The sequence below is a fragment of the Methylomonas sp. LW13 genome, from assembly GCF_016865255.1.
In the GTDB taxonomy this organism is placed as follows: Bacteria; Pseudomonadota; Gammaproteobacteria; order Methylococcales; family Methylomonadaceae; genus Methylomonas.
This window is the reverse complement of record NZ_CP033381.1, coordinates 3,136,178-3,157,962: the sequence shown is the minus strand read 5'-3', so window position 1 is coordinate 3,157,962 and position 21,785 is coordinate 3,136,178. Positions and strand designations below refer to the sequence as shown.

The window sequence follows — 21,785 nt, the reverse complement described above, 5'->3', positions numbered from 1 at the left end:
TCACCTCTTGTGCAATATTAAATGATGCCGGTTTGATGACAGCAATAATCAGACCGTATGGCTTTGTCAGTCAAAAGTGTCAAATGTTCAACGACTTACTCTTACGAGCCTAGCGCCATGTTGTCGCGTTTGTAGCGATTTGTTCGCCATTTTGGCGCAAAAGCGCTGTGCTGTCCCAGGCGGTTGCCTAGACTGCTCTGGACGGGACGGGCCGTAAAAATCGTCTAAGCTTAGCCCAGCGGCTTTACCAGAGAGAACATCATGACCCAACAAACGCAAAACATCCTGATCGGCCATTTAACCGAAGTCAGAGGCGACGGTATGGATGCCCGTATCACTGAAGAACATTCAACAGCGGCGCCCATCATCAAACTCGGCGATGAAGAAATCCTGGCCGGCCATATCGGTTCGTACGTGGTGATCAGGCAGTCGCATATAGGCGTGTTGGCGCTGGTGTTCAAAATGTGGGAACGCGATCGTTTCGACGCTGCCGGCAATCGTGCAACCGACCGTTTTATTGCCTTAATCCCGGTCGGCGAGTTGAACGAAAACAATATCTTCATTCGCGGCGTGCGGCATTATCCGACGCCGGGCGCGGCGGTTTATGCGGTTGGGCTCAGCGAGATCAACGCGATTTTTTCCAAATTCCGCGATTACGAATTTTTTATTGGGCAGCTGGCCAGTCACAAGGATTATCACCTGAGCCTGGACCCACGTGCGTTGTTTGGCCGGCATTTTGCGATTATCGGTCAATCCGGTTCCGGTAAATCCTGGACCGTCACCAGCTTGATCCAGCACACCATGAAAGCCATGCCTAAGACCCATATGATCATGCTGGATCTGCACGGCGAATACTGTTGGAAACGCCCGGACGGCAGTATCGAATCGGCATTTCCCGAAGAGCAAGTCAATTACGTGGATGCCATGGATTTGGAGATGCCGTACTGGATGATGTCCTATGCTGAGTTGGTGGACTTGTTCATTGATCGCGATGACAGAGGGGCCTCGATGCAGATGTCTTTCATGCGCGAAGTGCTGCAACAATTGAAGCGTAAGGAAGCCAAAGCCATTGGTCTGGGCGTGGTATCGATAGACACGCCGATTTATTTTTCGCTGGCGGAAATGTATATGCAATTCAAAGCCGCCAACGAAGAGCGCAAGGATTTCGGTAAAACCAAGGGTGCTTTATTCGGCCAGTTCGACGAGTTTCTGGTGACGATGCAGAGCCGTTTCAACGACGTGCGTTACGACTTTTTGTTAAAACCCAAAAAACGCAACAACTCGGCCAGCATGGCGGATTTGCTCCGGCAATTCGTCGGTCTGGGGCAAAAAAAAGCCAACATTACCGTGGTCGATCTTAGCTCCGTACCGACCGACGTGCGGCCGGCGGTGTCCGCGCAAGTTGGGCGGCTGGCGTATGAATTTAACTACTGGAACCCGCGCCGCCGCGAATTTCCGATCACGCTAATCTGCGAAGAAGCGCATGCCTATATCCCGCGCGAAAAAGGCGGCCAATTCGACGGCACCAAGCGGATGATGGAGCGGATCGCCAAGGAAGGCCGGAAATACGGGGTCTCTATCGGCGTGGTTAGCCAACGGCCCACCGAACTGTCGGAAACCATGCTGGCGCAATGCAGCTCGTTTATTTGTCTGCGCACCACCAATCCGGACGACCAGCAGTATATTCGCGGCCTAGTGCCGGAGGCCGAGGGCGATTTGGCCGACATTCTTAGTTCGCTCGGCCGGGGGGAAGCGTTAGTGCTCGGCGAGGCTGCGCCGTTGCCGACCCGGGTGCAAATCTATAGGCCCAATCCGGAGCCGAAAAGTAACGATGTCGATTACTACACTAGCTGGCGCGAAGGCCCGGATGACCTGGATGTGGAAGGTATCGTCGCGAACTGGCGGACGCAGAATCGGCATTAAAAATCAGGGGGCTGGGTATCTCGTGGTTTATATTCCAGCCAGGAAGAAGAGGCCCTATGAGATGATCGTCGCCAAGCTCGCCGGGGGTAAGTCAGTCATGTCTATGCTGTTCGTTTTTGGGATCGGGCCACAGCAAGTGTGAATGCTGCGAGCTTAGTTTGGGTGTTGTAGCGGGCCGGCGTTGCTTTTGCAGATAAGGGCATCTCTGCGCAACAGTGATTGGTCGGTAATCCGACAGTAATCAACTCAAACCAAGTCACAGGTATCGAAAAACAGTTCCAATCTATCCAGCTCACAGTTGGCTAACTCCAGTGCGGCATCGAAGGTTTGAACATCATCGGCTTGCGCCGCGATGTCCAGCATCAGATCGCACATGCTTCCGGTTTTAAGCAGAGAATCATGCTTTTTTCCAATGTTTTCCAGTTGGTCTTCCGTTATTAGGTAAATTTTCATTTCTATGTCCTTGGCAGCCTGAATTTAACAGCAATTGATCTTGTGTTTCCAAATTAAGTTTTTTGGCAACTCGCTCTGCCGGTTTTTGCGATGCAAATAACAAATGGCGAGTGTTGTGCATATCTTCGCCTTGACAGTAGCTGATCCGGTATTGTTCTAGGGTACAGGGTGCAGCGTTTTTTACCCGCGGTGGCGATATTTAACGGTCGGATAAATTAGGATAATTTCCCTACGCGCGAAGGGATGTAAACCCGTCGAGCTTCGGGTTAAACTTCCCAACCGCAGGGGAGGGCATTGCTTGTGATAGGCCGTGTTAGCGGTTTTATATCTATCCCTCTCCGCTGACTACATCGATTTGTTGGTGAAGCGTTATCTCTCGTTACACTAAATAGACCAGTAAAATGACATCAGGCATACCAAGGAAAAATTTATGCACCCGATAAAAATGGCCGGAATGGCCGCCGTCTTATTGGCTTCGGCCGCGCAAGCCGAAACCGTATTCGTCACACTGGAAAAAGATAATGCGATTGCCGTGCTCGATCCCGTCGAAGGCAAGCTGGTCAAAACCGTTCCGGTCGGCCAGCGGCCACGCGGCATAGCGATAAGTAAGGACGGCAAGACCTTGTTCGTTGCGACCAGCGACGACAACACCATCCGCATGATCGACTCGGAAACGCTGAAGGAAATAGGCAAACTGCCGTCCGGCGAAGATCCGGAAACCTTTGCGTTAAGCCCGGACGGCAAATTTATGTACGTGTCCAACGAAGATGACGCGGAAGTGACGGTCATCGACATCGCGGCAAAAAAAGCCGTTGGTAAGATCAAGGTAGGCGTGGAGCCGGAAGGCATTACCGTCAGTCCGGATAACAAATGGACCATCAGCGCCTCGGAAACCACCAATATGCTGCACTGGATTGATACCAATAGCCGGCAGATTGCGGATAACACGCTGGTCGATCCGCGGCCACGCGCGGTGACATTTACCGACGATAGCCAACAATTATGGGCGACGTCAGAAATGGCCGGCACGCTGACCATTATCGATGCGGCGTCCAAACAGATCGTGCAGAACATCAAACTCGACGTCCAAGGCGTCAGCAGCGATCAGATTCAGCCGGTGGGGATCGCGATTGATAAGGAGCGCCGGTACGGCTATGTGGCGATGGGCCCCGCCAACCGCGTCGCGGTGATCAACGCCCAAACCTATAAAGTGGAGAAGTTCTTATTGGTTGGGCAGCGGGTTTGGAATTTGGCGTTTTCGCCGGATCAAAAGCGTTTGTACACCACCAACGGCGTCAGCAACGACGTGTCGATCATCGATTTGGAAAACCATAAAGTGACCAAATCGGTGGCGGTGGGCCGTTATCCCTGGGGCGTGGCGGTTAAACCATGACCGAGATTGCCTTAGCGGTTGAAAACCTGAGCTTTGCCTACGGTGCGAAAAAAGCACTGGATGCCGTGAGTTTTAATGTGCAATCCGGCGAATGCACGATTTTGCTAGGGCCCAATGGTGCTGGCAAAAGCACGCTGTTTTCCTTGATCACCCGGCTTTACGATGCCAGGGAAGGGCGCATCGAGCTTTGCGGTTTTGATCTAAAAAAACAAAGTCTGCAAGCTTTGACGCGCTTAGGTGTAGTGTTTCAACAGACAACGCTGGACCCTGACTTGTCGGTGACGCAAAACCTGCGTTACCACGCCGCCTTGCACGGTATAGGACGCAAAGTCGCCGACAAACGCATCCAAGAAGAGCTGGAGCGTTTGGCTATGTTCGAGCGCCGCAGCGAAAAGGTCCGGCAATTGAATGGCGGCCACAAGCGCCGGGTGGAAATCGCCCGCGCCTTACTGCATAAACCCAGTTTACTATTGCTGGACGAGCCGACCGTGGGATTGGACATGCCGAGCCGGCAGGCTATCGTCAGCCATGTGCATGACTTGGTTAGTCAGCAAAATCTGGCAGTGCTGTGGGCCACGCATTTGATCGACGAAATTGCCGCAGACGATAGCTTAATTGTTTTACACAAGGGGCAGGTCAAAGCCAGCGGCAAACTGTCTGAGATATTGCAGAGCACCGGGTGGGCCGATCCCGGCCAGGTATTCCAAAAACTGACTCAGGGGCCGCAAGCATGAGGGTTTTACATTACTCGCGAGCAACGGTCGGCATCGTCGGCCGCGAATTGCTGCGTTTTTTACATCAGCGCGAACGCTTCGTCTCGGCCTTAGTGCGGCCGCTGGTCTGGCTGTTCGTCTTCGCCGCGGGCTTTCGCGCCGCGTTGGGCATAGCTATCGCGCCGCCCTACGAGACTTACATCCTTTATGAGGTTTACATTACCCCCGGCTTATTGGGCATGATCTTGCTGTTTAATGGCATGCAAAGCTCACTGTCCATGGTTTACGACCGGGAAATGGGCAGTATGCGCATGTTGATGGTTTGCCCGTTGCCGCGCTGGTTTCTATTGTGCAGCAAGCTGATCGCCGGGACTGCGGTAGGCGTGCTGCAATCTTACGCTTTTCTGGGCATCGCGTGGCTGTACGACATACAGGCGCCGCTGATGGGTTATGTCTGGATTTTGCCGGCGCTGGTGCTGGCTGGCATGATGCTAGGGGCATTGGGCTTACTGTTGTCGTCGTTCATCAAACAACTGGAGAATTTCGCCGGCGTGATGAATTTCGTGATTTTTCCACTGTTCTTCATGTCCACCGCTTTGTATCCGTTGTGGAAGATCAAGGAGTCCAGCGAGTTGTTGTCAACCCTGGCGCAATATAACCCGTTCTCGCAAGCGGTGGAGTTGATTCGTTTTGCGTTGTACGAGCAATTTAACCCGCAAGCGCTGATCTTTACCGGCGCGTCGTTTTTGCTGTTTATGGGCGCGGCTATCATGGGCTATAACCCGAGTAAGGGTATGATGGTTAAAAAAGGTGGTGGAGGAGATTAGTAGTGAATTGCCGAATTTTCTTTAGATGGCCGCAATCCCCTAAAGTTAAGCCGTGCGTGTTGAGCACCGCTAAACCATGGACTGTTTAAGCCTTCATCCTGCGACAGAGCAAGGCCCGCATCGCAAAAACCAAGCGATAATCTTTAACTCAGCCACATTGGTTGGCGGGGTTTTGATCTTATTTTGCTTCGCGACATAACGTATTGCCTTGTAGAAAAGAGAATCCGCAAGACCAAAGTCCTTGCCCCACATTAGAGGTAACCCGGACGTGTGAAAAAATGAGTTGCAATTGTTGCTCAGTGGCGGCCTTAAGAGCAAACGGATTGGGTTTGGTATGCTTTCGCGGGGAGTCTGCTTTGTCGATAGCGATTCCAGATGCTTTGCAAATAGGCGTGTCCTAGGTATTTTTCCATGGTGGTAACCTGCTTGATTTCGGTTACACACAATGTAAGGCAACGACCCATTTTTAATGACCCCTTGGCTTACTTTTAATGTGAGGAAATTCGGGGATTTGGACGACGTCATCGCCTGGGTAGAATCTACGATATAATTCCAGAATTTTCCGGCAACGCATATCGCATTGCCGGAAATGTACTTTTAATTTTGTGTACATAGCTATGTACACAACTATGCAAATGCAAATAAAACAATCAATGGAATTCCCTGAATACAAGCGGCGCCGCACTTTTGCCATCATCTCCCACCCCGACGCCGGTAAAACCACCATCACTGAAAAATTGCTGCTGTTCGGCGGCGCCATTCAGTTAGCCGGCTCGGTCAAAGGTCGTAAAGCGGCGCGTCATGCCACCTCCGACTGGATGGAAATGGAAAAAGAGCGGGGGATTTCCGTCACCACTTCGGTTATGCAGTTTGAGCACAATGATTGCATCATCAATCTGCTGGACACCCCGGGCCATGAAGACTTTTCCGAAGATACTTACCGGACATTAACAGCCGTAGACTCGGCGTTGATGGTGATTGACGTGGCGAAAGGCGTAGAGGATAGGACCATCAAATTGATGGAAGTATGCCGGCTACGGGATACACCAATCCTGACCTTCATCAACAAACTGGACCGCGAAGGCCGCGAACCGATCGAACTGCTCGACGAAGTCGAAAGCGTGCTAAAAATTCAATGCACGCCAATGACTTGGCCGATAGGTATGGGCAAGCGCTTCAAAGGGGTTTACCAGCTGTATAAAGATGAGATCTTGCTGTTCAGTCCACACCACGGCGGTCGTATCGCCAAGGCCGAAATCATCAAAGGCTTGAACAATCCGAAGCTTGACGAACTGCTAGGCTATCAGGCGGAAGAATTGCGCGACGAGATTGAACTGGTAAAAGGTGCCAGCCACGAATTCGATCATGCTAAATATTTGGCGGGTCAACAAACGCCGGTGTTTTTCGGTTCGGCGATCAATAACTTCGGTATCATCGAATTGCTGGACGCCTTTGCGGAATACGCGCCTGGTCCTAGATCACGCCAAGCCGAGCAACGTGAAGTGATGCCCGATGAAGAAAAATTCACCGGCTTTGTGTTTAAAATCCAGGCCAATATGGATCCGGCGCACCGCGACCGCGTGGCTTTTTTAAGAATCTGTTCCGGCAAATTCGATAAAGGTATGAAGGTCAATCATGTGCGGATTGGCAAAAACATCCAGGTCGCCAACGCCATTACCTTTCAAGCGGACAGCCGTAAAAACGTCGAGGAAGCATATGCCGGCGACATCATAGGCTTGCATAACCACGGCACCATTCAAGTCGGCGACACCTTTACCCAAGGCGAAGTCTTGAAATTCGGCGGCATCCCTTACTTCGCGCCGGAATTGTTTCGCCGCGTGGTGTTAAAAGATCCGCTGCGTGCCAAAGCACTGCAAAAAGGTTTGATTCAATTAACCGAAGAAGGCGCTACCCAGCTGTTTCGCCCTCTGAAAAACAACGATTTGATCTTAGGTGCGGTGGGTATTTTGCAGTTTGATGTCACCGCCCATCGTCTAAAAAACGAGTACAACGTCGAATGTGCTTACGACGTTTCGCCGATCAATACCGTACGTTGGGTCAGCGCGAAAAATCCGGCCAAACTGGAAGAGTTTAAGAACAAGGCCTTCGAAAACCTTGCTGAAGATGGTGGTGGCTATTTGGTTTATCTAGCCAGCAGTCGGGTGAATTTGCAATTGACCGAAGAACGCTGGCCGGACATTCATTTTAGTCAGACCAGAGAACTTTGAAAGCTAATTCAAAGCCAATTTTTTAAATCCAAATCATGCGGAATCGCTTACGGCCAAGCGATTCCTGCACAGTTTTTTCACGGCCGATACCATCATTTGTAGCCCTTATTTACCCACGAACCCCCCGCGCCGCTATCTCCCAGCGCAAAAACTCAGATCAATAAAAAATAGGCTAAACACTTAATATTTATAGATATATTTGCACAAGGGATATACACTGCCGAAGCCAATCCGATAAAGATACGACTTTAAGCAACATCCGCAGGAGTAAGCTTATGCGCACACTTTACTATAGTCACCCGGATTTTTTGGGCCACGACACCGGCGTAGCCCATCCAGAGAGCATTGACCGGCTGCATGTGATCGAACAAGCCTTGTCGGCACCCGAATTTGCGCCATTGCAAAGAATCACAGTCGACATTCCCGCCGACATTCTCGATAAGATTGGCCTGGTACACAGCAAGGCCATGATAGCGAAAGTGTTATCAACCATTCCTGAACAAGGTTACGCCAATTTTGACGCGGATACCGTGGTATCGCCCGGCTCCAAACCTGCAGCTCTGCGGGCCGTGGCTGCAGTCTGCGATGCCGTCGATAGAATTTGCACCGGCCAAAACGCCAGGGCTTTTTGCGCCACCCGCCCTCCCGGCCACCATGCCATGCCGGATTATGCGATGGGATTTTGCCTGTTCAACAATATCGCCATTGCCGCCGAATATGCCCGCAGCCGCTACGGCCTGACCCGAATCGCCATCGTGGATTTTGACGTGCACCACGGCAACGGTACCCAGGCGGCTTTTTGCGAGCAGCCGCAAGTGCTGTATGCTTCCAGTCATCAATGGCCGCATTACCCCGGCAGCGGCCATCCCTCGGAAAGCGGTGTCGGGAACGTTATCAACATTCCCCTGCCCACCGGCAGCGGCGGCGAGGTGTTTCGGGATAAATATCGCCAGTCCATTTTGCCGGCAGTGAAAACCTTCAAGCCCGAATTGATTTTGGTTTCCGCGGGTTTCGACGCCCATAGAGACGATCCTTTGGCATCGCTGGACCTAGTGGAAGACGACTATCGCTGGATTACCGATGAATTGCTGTGCATCGCCAATGCCTGCTGCCAGGGGCGAATCATTTCGGCATTGGAAGGTGGATACAATCTAAGCGCATTAGCTGACAGTGTTGCCGCTCATGTCCGCAGCTTGATGGGCAGCCCAACCAGAGGCGAATGAACCGCCTCTCGTCATAAAATACCGCGTTTATTGCAGATTAGGCAGGGTATAAACGTAATCGCTGTCTTTCATAGGCATATGGCAAGCAAAACAAGGTGCGGATTTTTCCTGATCCAACATTTTTAAAGTTTTACCTTCCCAAATACCGAAGCCCCAACCGCCGGTTTCAGCGTATTTCTTGCTGTCTTTCACCATCGCTTCCGCCGCAGTGAATTCGCCTGGCACAGTCGCTTGTTCCCAGTTCGGATGCTTTCTTTCGCCCCACTTAATTTTGGCGATGATGCTGCCGTCCGGCCAAGGTTTGACTTTACCTGCACGCGCGGCAGCGATAGCCACATGGTTACCAACGATGGCGCGTATGCTGTTTTTATCGTGACGTAAAGACACGCCCAACAAACGCCAGTCTCGGTATTCGCCATGTTCGGGTTTAGCAGCCGGTTGGGCTTCCGCGAAAGCCAGGCTAAACGGCATTAACGCCACCGCTGCCAAACATAAGCCGCTGAAAATAGTTCTGTTCATATTCTCGTCCTCCTTTATCAGTAATGGATACAAGCCATTATTATACGCCGGCAGCTTAGCGGCTAACGCCTGTTCAATCCAGCTGAATCAAACCAGTCGATGACAATCGCGAATTAGCGGTAAAACCTGGAAAAACAGCCTGTTTGAAAGCGAATCCGCCAACAGCAATTGACGCTGGCATGCTACCATTTTGCCAACTCTATCACGCAGTACACCGATTACAATCCAAAGGAACCCGCCATGTCTGGCCCTAACAAACAAGTACCGTCCATTTTTTTCTGGGCTTGCGTCGCCCTGACCGGCGCCTTCGCCGTCGGCGGGATTGCTCTGCAACGCGGTGAAAGCATTAATAGTATGTGGCTAATCGTCGCGGCGCTTTGCATCTACGCGCTGGGCTATCGTTTCTATAGCGCATTTGTCGCGACTAAAGTATTGGTATTGGATCCCAGTCGCGCCACTCCCGCAGAGCGTTTCGACGATGGTCGCGATTTCATGCCGACTCACAAATGGGTGGTGTTCGGCCACCATTTCGCCGCGATTGCCGGACCAGGCCCGTTGATCGGCCCAACTCTGGCCGCACAGTTCGGTTATCTGCCGGGTACTTTGTGGATTTTGATCGGCGCGGTGTTGGGCGGTTGTGTCCAGGATTTTGTCACGCTGTTCTTCTCGGTGCGCCGCGACGGCCGCTCGCTGGGGCAAATGGCCAAGGATGAACTGGGCAATATCGGCGGCACGGCAGCGATGCTGGGCGTGATGGTGATCATGGTGATTCTGATCGCGGTATTGGGTTTGGTAGTCGTCAATGCGATGAAACACAGCCCCTGGGCCACTTCCACCGTCGCCGCGACCATTCCGATCGCGATGTTGATGGGTCTGTATTTAAATCAGTTGCGGCCGGGCCGGGTGGCGGAAGCCACGCTGATCGGTGTGTCCCTGTTGATTTTCGCCGTAGTCTGCGGCGGCTGGATCGACGACAATCCGACCATCCGTGGTTGGTTCGATTACGACGCCCCACAACTGGCATTGATGGTGATTTTGTACGGCTTTGCCGCTGCCGTGTTGCCAGTCTGGCTTTTGCTGGCACCAAGAGACTATTTATCCACGTTCATGAAGCTGGGCACCATCAGCGCGCTGGCGATTGCCATCGTGGTGTTACGTCCGGAACTGAAAATGCCGGCCTTGACTCAGTTCATCGACGGTAGCGGGCCTATCTTCGGCGGCAAACTGTTTCCGTTCGTGTTTATTACTATTGCCTGCGGCGCCATTTCCGGCTTTCATGCGCTAATTTCCTCCGGCACCACGCCCAAACTGCTGGCGAACGAGCAAGACGCCCGTTTCATCGGCTATGGGGCGATGATGATGGAATCCTTCGTTGCGATTATGGCGATGATCGCCGCCTCAGTTTTAGAGCCAGGCGTGTATTTCGCGATCAACAGCCCGGCCGGCATCGTCGGCAAGGAAGCGGTGGACGCGGTGGCCAAAATCAGCGGCTGGGGCTTTCCGGTGAGCGTCGACCAAATGCAAACCCTGGCCAAAACCATGGGCGAATCCACCTTGTTTGCTCGCACCGGCGGCGCGCCCTCGTTGGCGGTCGGGATGGCTAGTTTGTTTGCGCAAGTATTTGGCGAGCATCTACTGGCGGCCTGGTATCACTTTGCCATCATGTTCGAGGCCTTGTTTATTCTGACCACGCTCGACGCCGGCACCCGCGTCGCCCGCTTCATGCTGCAAGATATTCTGAGCAATGTTGGTTTGCCTAAAACCAACAGCTATCCCAGCATACTGTTGACCAGCGCTCTGGTGGTCGGGGCTTGGGGTTATTTCCTGTATATGGGCACTATCGATCCCTTAGGCGGCATCAACAGCCTCTGGCCGTTGTTCGGCATCGCCAACCAGATGCTGGCAGCAATAGCCTTATGCGTGGGCACCACGATATTGGTGAAGTCGGACAAACTGAAATATGTGTGGGTCACGGCAACACCCTTGGCCTGGTTGATTATCGTCACCAGCACCGCCGCTTGGGAAAAATTGTTTGCCGCCGATTTGCGGGTGGGATTTTTATCGCATGCCGCAGATTTATCCGCCAGACTTGCCAACGGCGCTCTCCCAGCCGAGCAAGTCAAAAATGCACCGCATTTGATTTTCAACGACTACTTGAACGCCGGTTTAACCAGCTTATTTATGCTGATCACCTGGTTATTATTGGCAGACACCCTGCGGGTGATCTTTTGCGTCATCGCCGGCAAAAACCACCCGCAATCCAGCGAATCGCCGCATATACCCAGCCGTTTGGTTGAAGAGTGGGTAAGGGACTAAAGCATTTTCGAAAAAGTAGGCGTCGCGGCGGATACTGTTTTAATCACCCGTCCTTGACGTTAATACCAGCAACTGGGATACGAGGCTTGTAAAAGCAAAGATAACGCAGCCTACGCCGCGTTATCGTATGGCAAGCCCTTATTAGACCTTAGGCATTTCCCGTAGCTTTGCCACCACTTTGTCGCCAAATTCAACCGTGCTGATCATGGTGACGCCACTGCCGGGTTTGGATAGGTCGGCGGTAGAGTAGCCGTCGGCAAACACGCCCTGCATTGCTGCCCAGACGTTTTTCGCTTCCGCTTCCATACCAAAGCTGTTTTCCAGCATCATCGCCACCGAACCGATCATCGAGTATGGATTAGCGATGTTTTTGCCGGCGATGTCAGGTGCCGAACCGTGCGAAGGTTCGTAGTAAGCTTTTTCAGGACCGATACACGCTGACGGCATCAGGCCCAGCGAGCCCAAAATGCCGCCGCCTTGGTCGCTGAGAATGTCGCCGAACATGTTTTCCATCACCATCACGTCAAATTGGGTCGGTTTCAGACATAGTGCGGTCGCGGCCGAATCGACGAGATAATTGACGATTTGCACGTCCGGGTATTCCTTGGCGACTTCTTCCATCACTTCGTTCCACAGCACGCTGGATTTCAGAACGTTGCTTTTATGGATGTTGTGCAGCAATTTGCGGCGTTTTTGCGCCAGTTTGAAGGCCTGGTGCATGATGCGACGAATTTGTTCCTCGTCGTATTCCAAGGTTTCGCGCACGTAACGCAGCCCTTGCTCGTTGACTCCCGCTTCTTTTTGGCCGAAATACAGGCCGCCCACCAGCTCGCGCACCATGATCAAATCGATGCCATCGCCGATCACTTCCGGCTTCAGCGGCGAGAAATGCGCCAAAGACCTGGGCAGGAAAACCGGGCGAAAGTTGGCGTAGGTGTTATAGCGGCGACGTAGCGGCAACAGAGCACCACGCTCCGGTTGTTTGTCGACCGGGATTTTCTTTGATTCTTCGTGATTCAAGCCTATGGTGCCTTTCAGGATGGCGTCGGCTTGATCGCAAATGTCGATGGTGGCTTGCGGGAAAGCATCGCCGGTTGCGAAGTAAGCGCAGGCGCCGAACAAAGCCGGCATCAGTTCGAAGCTAACGTCGTTACGTTCTTCGATGACTTTCAAAACCTTAATGGCTTCCGCGGTGATTTCAGGGCCGATGCCGTCGCCGGCCAGGACTGCGATTTTGTAGTTTTTCATGAGATGGTGAGTGCTGAGTGGTTAAAGCGTTAAATCAGGAAATTTCTATCGAAAAATAAACAGCGGATTTTAGCAGATTGGTTGCGATGCTTCCCCCGAAAAACAGCCACCCGGCAAACCTAGGCAAAACCTAAATGGAATGGGTTTTGTAAACGTTTTTACTGAATTACCGGGAAGCAAAACCGTTGCTGCAGGGTTGAATAGCCCGTCGAGCTGTTGGATATGGCGGTAATTCGAGTGATTTTCTCAAACGTTCGAGCTCAGAGCCGCAAGGTTTTAGAAATTTTCCGGAACGGCCGAGCTCCGGACTCGAACGATCAAGAAATTTTCTAAAACGCTGCAGTTCTAAACCAAAACGTCCGAGCTTTTTTCTTGATCATTCTCCCTAAGAACTACATCGCTCGAGTTCTGAGCTGAAACGTTAGAGTTATTTTGTCCAATGACCGAGAAAAAAGCTTGGCCGATGGAGAAAATATGTTCAACGGCCGAGTAAAGCGATGGCAAAAAGATAACCAGCAGCCGGCTTATTTGCCGCAGCGCACGTATTCGTCTTTATTGTCCCCAGGCTCCTACATGAGGACTCAGCGACAGACGCTCTGGCTTCCCAGGCATTATACCGCTGGCGCGGCACGGCTGTAGCGTGATTGGTGGTATATTTCGTATGATTCGGTTATTGCACTTCATTAATTACCTCTACGTTTCTAAAATCTAATGAAATTAAAATTGGAGAAATTAGCTAGTTGGATCGACACATCAATTGAGACTGAAGACATCCAAAGTTTAAATTCAGCACTGGCAAATATTGAAAGTTTCGATAGGAAAACGCTGACTGATTTAGAAAATGCTACCTTAGACTTCTATACAGCGAACGTTTTTTCCTGTTTAAGACAGGCGAGTAACGATAGAAAAGATTTTGCTTGGGCTAATCCGAACGTTGATAACGAAATTTACTTCCTTAGGTCAGCACTCAATTATCTTAGAAACTCATCGACAATGGAAATTGGCACCGATCTTAAGCTACGTATTACAACCAATCTTGCCAATGTACTTAATCATGTTGGTCGTTTTACTGAAGCTATAGAATATTGGGATCAAGCAATTTCTGATATACCTGAATTCTCAATGGCAATTGGGAATCGAGGTATGGCACTTTTTTGGTATTCGAGATTTATCGAAGATCCAGAAACTCAAGCACTATTTCTTAAGAGTAGTAGAGTCGCTTTTTGCAATGCTTTGTCATTGGGAGTAGAAAATCATGCCAAAGCTCCAATGTTAGAGTTACTCGAACACTTAAATAAATTAGCAAATTGGGATGAATTAAATCCCGGCTTTTCGATCTTTGGTGGAGAAGATGAGCTTGAAAAGGCTTACAGAAAATGGTGTGTTCAGCATCGACTTGTCTTAAACCAAGCAAACGACTTATCTTCATCAATAGATGGCCTACAGGACACACTTACTTTGCCATCAATAGTAACCAACATCCGTGAAAAGCCCGAATGGTTGCCAGTTCCATACGCTATATTCAATCAACTTAAACAAGAGTTTGTTTCTGCTAGATTTCTCCTGTTTGAAGCAACGCGAGAGCAAGACTTGCCGTTGCATTTTTCCGATTATGGCATCATTTTGTACGACACACTCGACTACCGTTTTTATAGGCTATGGATTGAGAAACTAAAGATGGCTTTTCTCTCAGCACATACGATACTCGACAAAGTTGCCTATATTATTAATGAATATTGGGAAATAGGCCACCCGATTCATAAAGTTGATTTCAATTCAGTCTGGTTTTTCGGAAAAGGAAATCAACGTAAATTGATTGAAAAATTTACAGAATGCGATAATTGGCCACTGAGAGGTTTATTTTCATTAAGTCGGGACTTTTATTATCAAAAAAATGCAGATCGCCCTCTCGATCCAGAAGCTAAGCTTCTACATGATATTAGAAATCATATTGCTCATAAATATTTGCGTGTTCATGTAGATGATTTATATAACGCTGAGGACGATAGATCCTTGAATGGGCTAGAAATTAGCTTTCCAATAACAGAGATTGAACTTACAGCGCAAACGATTAAATTACTAAAATTGGTCCGCAGTACTTTAATTTATCTTACAGCAGCGGTGGCTCACGAAGAATCAAAGCGAACAGCGTCAATCTCCTCAGGAATGATTGCTCATATGCCAATAATCCAAGTCGAGGATATTTATCGAAACTAACAGCCTAAAGTCAATTCGTGCTCTGCAATGTTTGATAGTCCGCTAAAGCACTCGACCAGAATCGCCAAGCGTTTGTCCAGCGCCCACAGCTTTGCGCCGGATTCATTTCATCGTTCCCACGCTCCGCGTGGGAACGCAGCCTCGGACGCTCCAGCGTCCATCACCAAACATCGATCTCCATCAACCCCGCCAAGCCTTCATAGTTGGCGGCACTGGAATAACGCCAATGCTGCGGTAAGTTGACATAACCGCGCTTGACCGGGTTGGCGTGGATGTAGTCCAGCTTCTGCCGCATCATCGCTTCGTTCAAAATCATTTCGGCATGTACGCCCTCTTGCCAGAACTGGTATTCGCGATCCCGTTTATGTGCGGCTTTGGCAAAATGCAGGCGTTGCAACAGGCGCTCGGCTTTTTGCTGCTGGAGGTGGTCAATGATCCGGCGGGCGGTATACGCTTTGAAGCTGGCAGCGCATTTGTCGAGTTCCGGGGCTTGGGCGATAAAGTGCAGATGGTTTTCCAAAACCACGTAGCCGTAGAGTTTTAAACCTGCGTGTTGGCGTTGGTATTGCCAACTATCGAGGACGATTTGCACGGTTTCCGGGCGGGTAAACACGGCCAGCCATTCCACGACGGTGCAGGTCATGAAATGGGGTTTGTCGGCTTCGATGATGAGATAACGGCTTCTTCCCATGCTTTACCTTGATTCATAATGACGCCCGAGCGTCCGGGGCTGCATTCCCACGCGGAGCGTGGGAACGATGATAAATCACGCAGCCTTAGCTCGTAGCGTGCGGTGAGGTAACGAACCGCACGGAACATGTAAATCAATTCGTAGTCGGCGATATTCGATAAGCCACACCAAACCGCTCAGCCAGTTTCGCCAACCGCTTGTCCAACGTCCACAGCTTGGCGCCGGGCGTAATCAAAACCGAGGCTAGCAACTGCAAATCGATTAGTCCGCAACCCAAGCCATATAGCGCTTCACGTTCGATAAAGTCTTCCACTTCCTGCAAACCAGCTTGATTGCAATACCTTAATTGGCGGAGGTTGTTCAGAGTTTGAGTTCTCGGCGCGGGTGGCGCGCCAAAGGCCAATTCTGCAATGATCAGAGGGTGAATCAAGGCCGAATCGGAAAGCAGTAACCGAACCAAATCCTCGTTACGATTTTTGAAATGGGTTAACCCAAACCGAAGTATCGACCAATATCATGCGGACGAGTTGGTTTGGCCGCGTTCTCGGGGAATATCAGTCATCTCCGGTAGGCTCCCGCCCAAGGCAGCTAAGCGTTTGGCGGCCTGAACCCATACAAAGGTTTTCATCGCTTCCCGGAAGATTTCGGCTTTATCCATGTCCGGGTCGGCCATTTTCAGGGCTTTTGGTATAAGGTGTCGTCAATGGTTACGGTGGTCCGCATAGTATTTTCTCGATATAAATTATGATGGCTTGCTGTATCAAAATTTACTATGTGGATGCCTTAAATTCGGTACAACTTGACGAGCGGATTTTCCTCGGACAATGACTGGGTTAGGGATTGAAGGCGTTTGCTTTCGGCTTGGCAGGCTGTCCTGCGGGCCGCTCATCTAAGCTTGCGGGCTATTGGCCTTTTCATGCAACTGGATGTTGATCAACTTGATGGTCGCTAAAATCCCGGCAAACACCTGGTTGACGTGTACGCCGCGGGTTTTGCGCAGTTCGGTGCCGCAATCCCAGGTAATCACGCATTCGGTCAAAGCGCTGGTGTGGCCGCCTTTGGGGATGCGGATTTCGAAATCGGCCAGCGTCGGCAAGGTGTATTCGTAATGTTGCAATACCTTGCCGATGGCGTCGATAAAGGCGTCGAAACCGCCGCTGCCGGCCCCTGTGGTCTGGTGTTTCTCGCCTTTGACATCCACGCGGATACTGACCGTAGACGGCAAATCCAGACCGCTGTTGATCGAGCAAGCCAGTAATTTGATGTGCTGATAGCTCTTGCTTTCCAGCACGTCGGCGATGATGAACGGCAGGTCGTCGGTGGTAATGGTTTGTTTGGAATCGCCGATACTGACGATGCGCGCCAGCACCTTCTTCTGGTCTTCTTCCGACAGATCCAGCTCCAACTGCTCCAGATTTTTTTTCAACGAGGCTTTGCCGCTCATTTTGCCCAATGCATAACTGCGGATACGGGAAAAACGCTCAGGCCCCAACTTGGTTTTATACAAACCGCCTTTCTGGTCGCCATCGGCATGGATGCCGGCAGTTTGGGTGAACACGTCGGCACCGACGATGGGCGCATTGGCGGCGACGCGCTTGCCGGAGAAGTTTTCCACCATTTCGCTGATGCGCACTAAATGGCTCTCGTCCACGGACAATTCCATCGCCATTTTATCGCGCAGTACCACCGCCACTTCGGCGATGGAAGCATTGCCGGCCCGTTCGCCCAAGCAGTTGACAGTGCAATGCACCGCGCTGACGCCGGCCCGCACCGCCGCCATGACGTTGGCGGTCGCCAAACCGTAATCATTGTGCGGATGGAAATCGAATTGCAGCGTCGGGTAGCGCTGGCACATATCGCTAAAGCTGGCGAATACTTCGTCAGGCGCCATCACGCCCAAGGTATCTGGCAGCATGAAATGGCTGATCGGGGCCTGTTGCAAGCGTTCCATCAAACCGTAAACATAGTCCCGGCTATCCTTGTAACCATTCGACCAATCTTCCAGATAAACATTGATCTTCAAGCCTTGCTCGTGGGCATAGGTGATGGTTTGCAGCACATCGGCGCTGTGTTGCTCCAGGGTTTTGCCGAGCTGTTCGCGGCAATGTTTCTCGCTGCCCTTGGCTAGTAGGTTGATGACGCTACCGCCGGTCGATTTGATCCAATCGACGCTGCGGGTATGATCGACAAAGCCCAAGACTTCAACGCGCTCGGCAAAACCTTCGTGTCGTGCCCATTGATTGATCAGGCTGACGGCTTCTTTTTCGCCTTCCGAAACCCGCGCCGAAGCGACTTCTATGCGGTCAACGCGCAAAAACTGCAATAAAGCTTTGGCTATGCTGACTTTTTCCATCGGCGTAAACGCCACGCCCTGGGTTTGTTCGCCGTCGCGCAGCGTGGTATCCATTAACTGGATGTGTCTTGAATGGGTAGACATGATTTTTGTTGTTCTCGATGCGTCCTGTAGCGGTATCTGACCAAGTTAATGCGTAGACAGGGTAGAGCGATAGCGACACCCCGTGCATCTTCATTAAATGACCATTGTGCATAAGCTGGTCGCGCGGCTTATGAGCAATCTGATTGCTTATTCCGAAAGAGACTGAGCTATGCGTAACGTGCCATTTTCGCCTAAAACAGAATGAATTGGCAATTTGCGGCTAATTCCGAGGCTGCGAGCAGCGAAACTCAGGGGAGGGAAATCGGCACTCGCGTTCCTCGCTGGGAGCCGGCGAGTTCTGAACGGAACGATGATTAAACGACCGAAATTTTTTTGATAGTTAGGCGGAGTTTTTACATTCCGCCTATTTTTGCCGAACAATCGGAGTGGGTGTTTCCCGGTAAGCCCGACGGTTCAGCCTAAAAATGTGGTTACTCTTTAGTCCACTTAGCCGCTAATTGCGCGGAAAGTTGACCAAAATAAGTACCCACTACAATTGAGATTGAAATCACCAGCAAAGGATTGCTCAGCGATGCGCCGAACAAGACTTCTTGCGTCAACTTGTCTGGTGTTTGCAATAAGTACGCGAAGGTAGACGAATAGCCCAAAACGCTGGCGGGAATGGTTGCCAATTGCGGAAAATTGGCGGCCAGACACATCACCACGACTGCAAAAGTCACCGTAATGGCGGCCATTGCTGGAAAACCTAAGGCAGTGTCCGGCGAAATCCCGGTCAAGATAATCGCCGTTACCCAGGCCATGAATACGCCGAAAATCCCGCAGACGATAGTATTTTTTAAGGCTTCCTTGGTCGCACCCAAGAAAAAATAGGCTGCCCAGGCAATGGTGGCGGCCCAGATAAAGAACACGCCGTTGGCCGGTCCCACCGCCAAAAATGTGGCTACGCCCGCCAATACGCCGATGCTTAAAGAAAGTGCTGTAAGTTTGTCCATTATTGTCCCTCTGATATTACGCCTCATCGATAGTGATTTACTCGATGATGCATTGAGGCTGCCCTGCAAAACCGAAATCCATTTACGGCCAAGCAATCCCGCCTCGACCCATTTGAATGGTAGCAGAGAATAGCCTCCAGATACCAATCCTCGGCTGGTTTAAACGCATGCACTGTTATGGGGTTTGATCATTTCGACCAGCGGAAGTGTCAGGTAATGCGGGCGCGCAACCTGAACTATTTGGCTGCAAACCTCAAAACCGCCAGCATATTTAAGGGCTGGCGGCTAAGAGTATTTGCGAAGACAGACGTGCTTTAATTAAGACTCAGACAGACCGCGTAAAGATAACGCGCCGGCGGTAGCCGACAAAACCGAGCAGGGTTGAACCAAATAACCAAAAAGCGGCGGGCACAGGCACGGGAGCTGCGATGACTGTCCGCGCAAATTTTTCTGAGCAAGTTGAATCGGGTTGCGCTGCACATGCGGTGCTGGCGATTTCCAGGCTACCGTCGGCGTTAACAAAATCTTCCAAAATAGGATCTCCGTTCCCATCCAGAACCGGTGCACCGTTTTCATCTAATTTCGGAGCCCTAACCGTACCGTAAAAATATAGACTCAATCCCGCCGTATAAAACTCGTATTCGCCGGCTGCGGCTGCGCCATTTTTCGGGGTAAATTCGCCAAGCAAATACTCAACGCTATCGCCAGGGTTTAAGGCTATATTCTGCTTACTTAGGATACTGTTCGGGCTGGAGTCGAAATTGAATTCGTAAGGTCCGGAAGAGCAGCTATCGGCCAGAAATGTACCGGCACAACCAATAGAAGTACTCAAAGAAATACTATCCACGGTGATAAGTACGCCATTGTCTATGTATCTGCTTTGGCTAGTGTTTGAATCGTAATAAGTAAAGCTGCTTGGGTAGTTGGCCGGATTGATGCCAAACGGCGGGTTACCGCCACCTGTGCTGGAAAAAACCAAGGGATCCGATGTGGCGTCCAAACTTAGTTTCAACCAAATCGGAATGTTATCGGTCGCAACGACAGTGCCGGTAGGTTGAACAAACGACAGACTACCGCTGTAGGCCGCCTGAGCATTGGGTAGCCAAGCCAACGCCAACGTGGAAACAACAAATCGTAATTTAGACATAACGTATTTCTCCAATTTAAAAGCGCTTGAAAATCATTTTCCCAAGAGGTCTAAACCTTTAGTTTGATGACCAATTCAACCCGTCAATATCGTCGCTCTCATGCAGCAGGCAGTCCAGCGGTTCAAGTAGATTAGCGCCGCGGCAGGCGGCAACGAAGAATGCCGGGAATTTAAGGGCAAGCCAGTATTCTAGGCAGAGAGCAGACTACATGGGTCAGATCATAACAAAATATTGCCGGGTTTATATGACAATAACGCTGTATCGAATTAGCGGCAGCATGTCCGCCACATTCATCGAAATCCGGTCACGCATGGCTGGATTAGAACGCTTAAAGATTGGCCCCATTCGCGTTTTCATCGTTATGCGAAACAAGGCGTGTATCCTAAAACTTGGCGTGTTGACTGCGATTTATCGAGGTTAGCGGCTAGAAGATAACGCGAAGGATGCCAGCGTGTGGGGAAGTGGGTGGCTCGGTATCCGTAGCGCGTTTATCTGATTATAATTTCAGAGCAAAAATACGAAATCCACACACTCCTTCCTGCCCGCTGCAATCAAGCACCAGCGCGTATTTATTAAACAAACCGGGACGCTATTTATGAATTTGAATGAAAATGCCGTGATGCCTTCTTTAACCGCACAGAATCCGTTTACCGGCCGCATCGGTGAAGAGTACGATTTTCTCGGTATGATGTGTCCCAATGTCGTGGTGCTGACGCAAAAGCTCGGCGAGACAGTCGCCGCATGGCATCCCGGCAATAGCATACAGGGGCTTGAGATCGGCTGCGGCACAGGACTGAGCACGCTGTCCTTGCTTACTCAGCGCGAGGACCTGCATCTGCGCGCTTTCGATGCCTCAGCGGCAATGCTTACGCAGGCGCGCGCGAATTTGGCGGAGTATGTCGACAACGGTCGTGTCGAATTCATCGAGAGCGATGCGCTAGCCTTTTTACAGCAGCAACCGGACGCCAGCGTTGAGGTTGTGGCCTCGAATTATGCTATTCATAATTTTCTGAATGACTATCGGGATCAAGTCTTTGCCGAAATCTGGCGCGTGCTTAAACCGGGTGGATTGTTCGCAAACGGCGACCGCTTCGCTATCGATGATCCCGCGCGGCATTTGGCTTCCACGCAAGCCGACATTCGCCATTGGTTCAAGACCTTTGGGGAACTGCAGCGTTACGATCTTTTGGAAGACTGGGTGGTACATTTGCTGAGCGACGAATCACCGGACCACATCATGCATGTGCCAGCCGTCATATCCACCCTGCAATCTCTCGGATTCAGCGATGTGCATTCGCCTTATCGTGAAGGCGTGGACATGTTGATGACCGCGATAAAGCCGAAATTGGCTTAGTTTTTTTATCGGTCATTGTTTCCGTGCTCCGGCGCTGCGTATCGCTGGAGCACGGGAAAGATAACTGTTGGGGAGATTGAGTTCAAAGACAATTCAGAGCGCTCAGAAAGGCGCCCGATAACGAATTGGTAAAACACAGTCG

The 21,785-nt window shown here is 50.9% G+C and carries 18 protein-coding genes; 9 read left to right on the top strand and 9 right to left on the bottom strand.

The features are described 5' to 3' along the window. Nucleotides 1-261 precede the first annotated feature (261 nt). Complete coding sequence (locus JL719_RS14310) at nucleotides 262-1,923, top strand: ATP-binding protein (RefSeq protein WP_033158061.1); 1,662 nt, start codon at nucleotides 262-264, stop codon at nucleotides 1,921-1,923. Between the two features lie 246 nt (nucleotides 1,924-2,169). Here JL719_RS14310 and JL719_RS14305 read toward each other — a convergent pair whose 3' ends face one another. Next, complete coding sequence (locus tag JL719_RS14305; protein ID WP_033158060.1) at nucleotides 2,170-2,376, bottom strand: hypothetical protein; 207 nt, start codon at nucleotides 2,374-2,376, stop codon at nucleotides 2,170-2,172. Between the two features lie 430 nt (nucleotides 2,377-2,806). On the opposite strand from JL719_RS14305, the gene JL719_RS14300 reads away from it, so the two are divergent. From JL719_RS14300 to JL719_RS14280, 5 genes are all read left to right on the top strand, one after another. Further along, entirely contained in the window at nucleotides 2,807-3,769 is a 963-nt protein-coding gene (locus JL719_RS14300) for a PQQ-dependent catabolism-associated beta-propeller protein (protein ID WP_033158059.1), read from the top strand. Then, a complete protein-coding gene (gene pedB / locus JL719_RS14295) occupies nucleotides 3,766-4,503 on the top strand; it encodes a lanthanide ABC transporter ATP-binding protein PedB/LutE (RefSeq protein ID WP_033158058.1) in 738 nt (245 codons plus the stop codon). Before JL719_RS14300 ends, pedB begins: the two co-directional genes overlap by 4 nt. Next, nucleotides 4,500-5,309, top strand: a complete 810-nt coding sequence (gene pedC, locus JL719_RS14290; protein WP_033158057.1) for a lanthanide ABC transporter permease protein PedC — start codon at nucleotides 4,500-4,502, stop codon at nucleotides 5,307-5,309. Before pedB ends, pedC begins: the two co-directional genes overlap by 4 nt. A 617-nt stretch (nucleotides 5,310-5,926) precedes the next feature. Beyond that, entirely contained in the window at nucleotides 5,927-7,537 is a 1,611-nt protein-coding gene (locus JL719_RS14285) for a peptide chain release factor 3 (protein ID WP_174843457.1), read from the top strand. Nucleotides 7,538-7,812: 275 nt separating this feature from the next. Beyond that, on the top strand, nucleotides 7,813-8,760 hold the full coding sequence (locus JL719_RS14280; RefSeq protein WP_033158056.1) for a histone deacetylase family protein: 948 nt from the start codon (nucleotides 7,813-7,815) through the stop codon (nucleotides 8,758-8,760). Nucleotides 8,761-8,787: 27 nt separating this feature from the next. Here the strand turns inward: JL719_RS14280 and JL719_RS14275 are convergent, their stop codons facing one another. Further along, the gene (locus JL719_RS14275; protein ID WP_051670240.1) at nucleotides 8,788-9,279 is read right to left on the bottom strand and encodes a cytochrome P460 family protein; all 492 of its coding nucleotides are present in this window, start codon (nucleotides 9,277-9,279) and stop codon (nucleotides 8,788-8,790) included. Nucleotides 9,280-9,519: 240 nt separating this feature from the next. Between JL719_RS14275 and JL719_RS14270 the strand changes: the two genes are divergently transcribed. Then, nucleotides 9,520-11,595 carry a carbon starvation CstA family protein gene (locus JL719_RS14270; protein ID WP_051670258.1) on the top strand — a complete coding sequence of 692 codons (2,076 nt, stop codon included), beginning with the start codon at nucleotides 9,520-9,522 and terminating at the stop codon, nucleotides 11,593-11,595. A 141-nt stretch (nucleotides 11,596-11,736) separates the two neighbouring features. Here JL719_RS14270 and leuB read toward each other — a convergent pair whose 3' ends face one another. Next, entirely contained in the window at nucleotides 11,737-12,843 is a 1,107-nt protein-coding gene (gene leuB / locus JL719_RS14265) for a 3-isopropylmalate dehydrogenase (RefSeq protein ID WP_033158055.1), read from the bottom strand. Nucleotides 12,844-13,554: 711 nt separating this feature from the next. Here leuB and JL719_RS14260 point away from each other — a divergent pair. After that, entirely contained in the window at nucleotides 13,555-15,060 is a 1,506-nt protein-coding gene (locus JL719_RS14260) for an LA2681 family HEPN domain-containing protein (RefSeq protein ID WP_033158054.1), read from the top strand. A 160-nt stretch (nucleotides 15,061-15,220) separates the two neighbouring features. Here JL719_RS14260 and JL719_RS14255 read toward each other — a convergent pair whose 3' ends face one another. The 6 genes from JL719_RS14255 to JL719_RS14230 all read right to left on the bottom strand — a co-directional run bounded on the left by JL719_RS14255 (nucleotide 15,221) and on the right by JL719_RS14230 (nucleotide 20,288). Beyond that, nucleotides 15,221-15,751, bottom strand: a complete 531-nt coding sequence (locus JL719_RS14255) for an REP-associated tyrosine transposase (RefSeq protein ID WP_033158053.1) — start codon at nucleotides 15,749-15,751, stop codon at nucleotides 15,221-15,223. A gap of 133 nt (nucleotides 15,752-15,884) precedes the next feature. After that, nucleotides 15,885-16,181 (bottom strand): VapC toxin family PIN domain ribonuclease, encoded by a 297-nt coding sequence (locus JL719_RS14250; RefSeq protein WP_201798995.1) that lies wholly within the window; start codon nucleotides 16,179-16,181, stop codon nucleotides 15,885-15,887. An 84-nt stretch (nucleotides 16,182-16,265) separates the two neighbouring features. Beyond that, a complete protein-coding gene (locus JL719_RS14245) occupies nucleotides 16,266-16,424 on the bottom strand; it encodes a hypothetical protein (RefSeq protein WP_201798994.1) in 159 nt (52 codons plus the stop codon). A gap of 216 nt (nucleotides 16,425-16,640) precedes the next feature. Next, nucleotides 16,641-18,188 (bottom strand): hydroxymethylglutaryl-CoA lyase-like TIM-barrel protein, encoded by a 1,548-nt coding sequence (locus JL719_RS14240; protein ID WP_033158052.1) that lies wholly within the window; start codon nucleotides 18,186-18,188, stop codon nucleotides 16,641-16,643. Nucleotides 18,189-18,619: 431 nt separating this feature from the next. Further along, a complete protein-coding gene (locus tag JL719_RS14235; protein ID WP_033158051.1) occupies nucleotides 18,620-19,141 on the bottom strand; it encodes a DUF1097 domain-containing protein in 522 nt (173 codons plus the stop codon). Nucleotides 19,142-19,466: 325 nt separating this feature from the next. After that, nucleotides 19,467-20,288, bottom strand: a complete 822-nt coding sequence (locus JL719_RS14230) for a PEP-CTERM domain protein (protein WP_033158050.1) — start codon at nucleotides 20,286-20,288, stop codon at nucleotides 19,467-19,469. A 596-nt stretch (nucleotides 20,289-20,884) separates the two neighbouring features. Between JL719_RS14230 and JL719_RS14225 the strand changes: the two genes are divergently transcribed. Beyond that, on the top strand, nucleotides 20,885-21,643 hold the full coding sequence (locus JL719_RS14225) for a class I SAM-dependent methyltransferase (RefSeq protein ID WP_033158048.1): 759 nt from the start codon (nucleotides 20,885-20,887) through the stop codon (nucleotides 21,641-21,643). The last annotated feature ends 142 nt before the right edge of the window (nucleotides 21,644-21,785 follow it).

Bases quoted from the DNA above. Each gene is read 5' to 3' on its own strand.
- pedC (WP_033158057.1), top strand. From the start codon at position 4,500: ATGAGGGTTTTACATTACTCGCGAGCAACGGTCGGCATCGTCGGCCGC.
- JL719_RS14255 (WP_033158053.1), bottom strand. From the start codon at position 15,751: ATGGGAAGAAGCCGTTATCTCATCATCGAAGCCGACAAACCCCATTTC.
- JL719_RS14275 (WP_051670240.1), bottom strand. From the start codon at position 9,279: ATGAACAGAACTATTTTCAGCGGCTTATGTTTGGCAGCGGTGGCGTTA.
- JL719_RS14305 (WP_033158060.1), bottom strand. From the start codon at position 2,376: ATGAAAATTTACCTAATAACGGAAGACCAACTGGAAAACATTGGAAAA.
- JL719_RS14225 (WP_033158048.1), top strand. From the start codon at position 20,885: ATGAATTTGAATGAAAATGCCGTGATGCCTTCTTTAACCGCACAGAAT.
- JL719_RS14280 (WP_033158056.1), top strand. From the start codon at position 7,813: ATGCGCACACTTTACTATAGTCACCCGGATTTTTTGGGCCACGACACC.
- JL719_RS14230 (WP_033158050.1), bottom strand. From the start codon at position 20,288: ATGTCTAAATTACGATTTGTTGTTTCCACGTTGGCGTTGGCTTGGCTA.
- JL719_RS14270 (WP_051670258.1), top strand. From the start codon at position 9,520: ATGTCTGGCCCTAACAAACAAGTACCGTCCATTTTTTTCTGGGCTTGC.
- JL719_RS14235 (WP_033158051.1), bottom strand. From the start codon at position 19,141: ATGGACAAACTTACAGCACTTTCTTTAAGCATCGGCGTATTGGCGGGC.
- JL719_RS14245 (WP_201798994.1), bottom strand. From the start codon at position 16,424: ATGGCCGACCCGGACATGGATAAAGCCGAAATCTTCCGGGAAGCGATG.
- JL719_RS14260 (WP_033158054.1), top strand. From the start codon at position 13,555: ATGAAATTAAAATTGGAGAAATTAGCTAGTTGGATCGACACATCAATT.
- leuB (WP_033158055.1), bottom strand. From the start codon at position 12,843: ATGAAAAACTACAAAATCGCAGTCCTGGCCGGCGACGGCATCGGCCCT.
- JL719_RS14300 (WP_033158059.1), top strand. From the start codon at position 2,807: ATGCACCCGATAAAAATGGCCGGAATGGCCGCCGTCTTATTGGCTTCG.
- JL719_RS14310 (WP_033158061.1), top strand. From the start codon at position 262: ATGACCCAACAAACGCAAAACATCCTGATCGGCCATTTAACCGAAGTC.
- JL719_RS14240 (WP_033158052.1), bottom strand. From the start codon at position 18,188: ATGTCTACCCATTCAAGACACATCCAGTTAATGGATACCACGCTGCGC.
- JL719_RS14285 (WP_174843457.1), top strand. From the start codon at position 5,927: ATGTACACAACTATGCAAATGCAAATAAAACAATCAATGGAATTCCCT.
- pedB (WP_033158058.1), top strand. From the start codon at position 3,766: ATGACCGAGATTGCCTTAGCGGTTGAAAACCTGAGCTTTGCCTACGGT.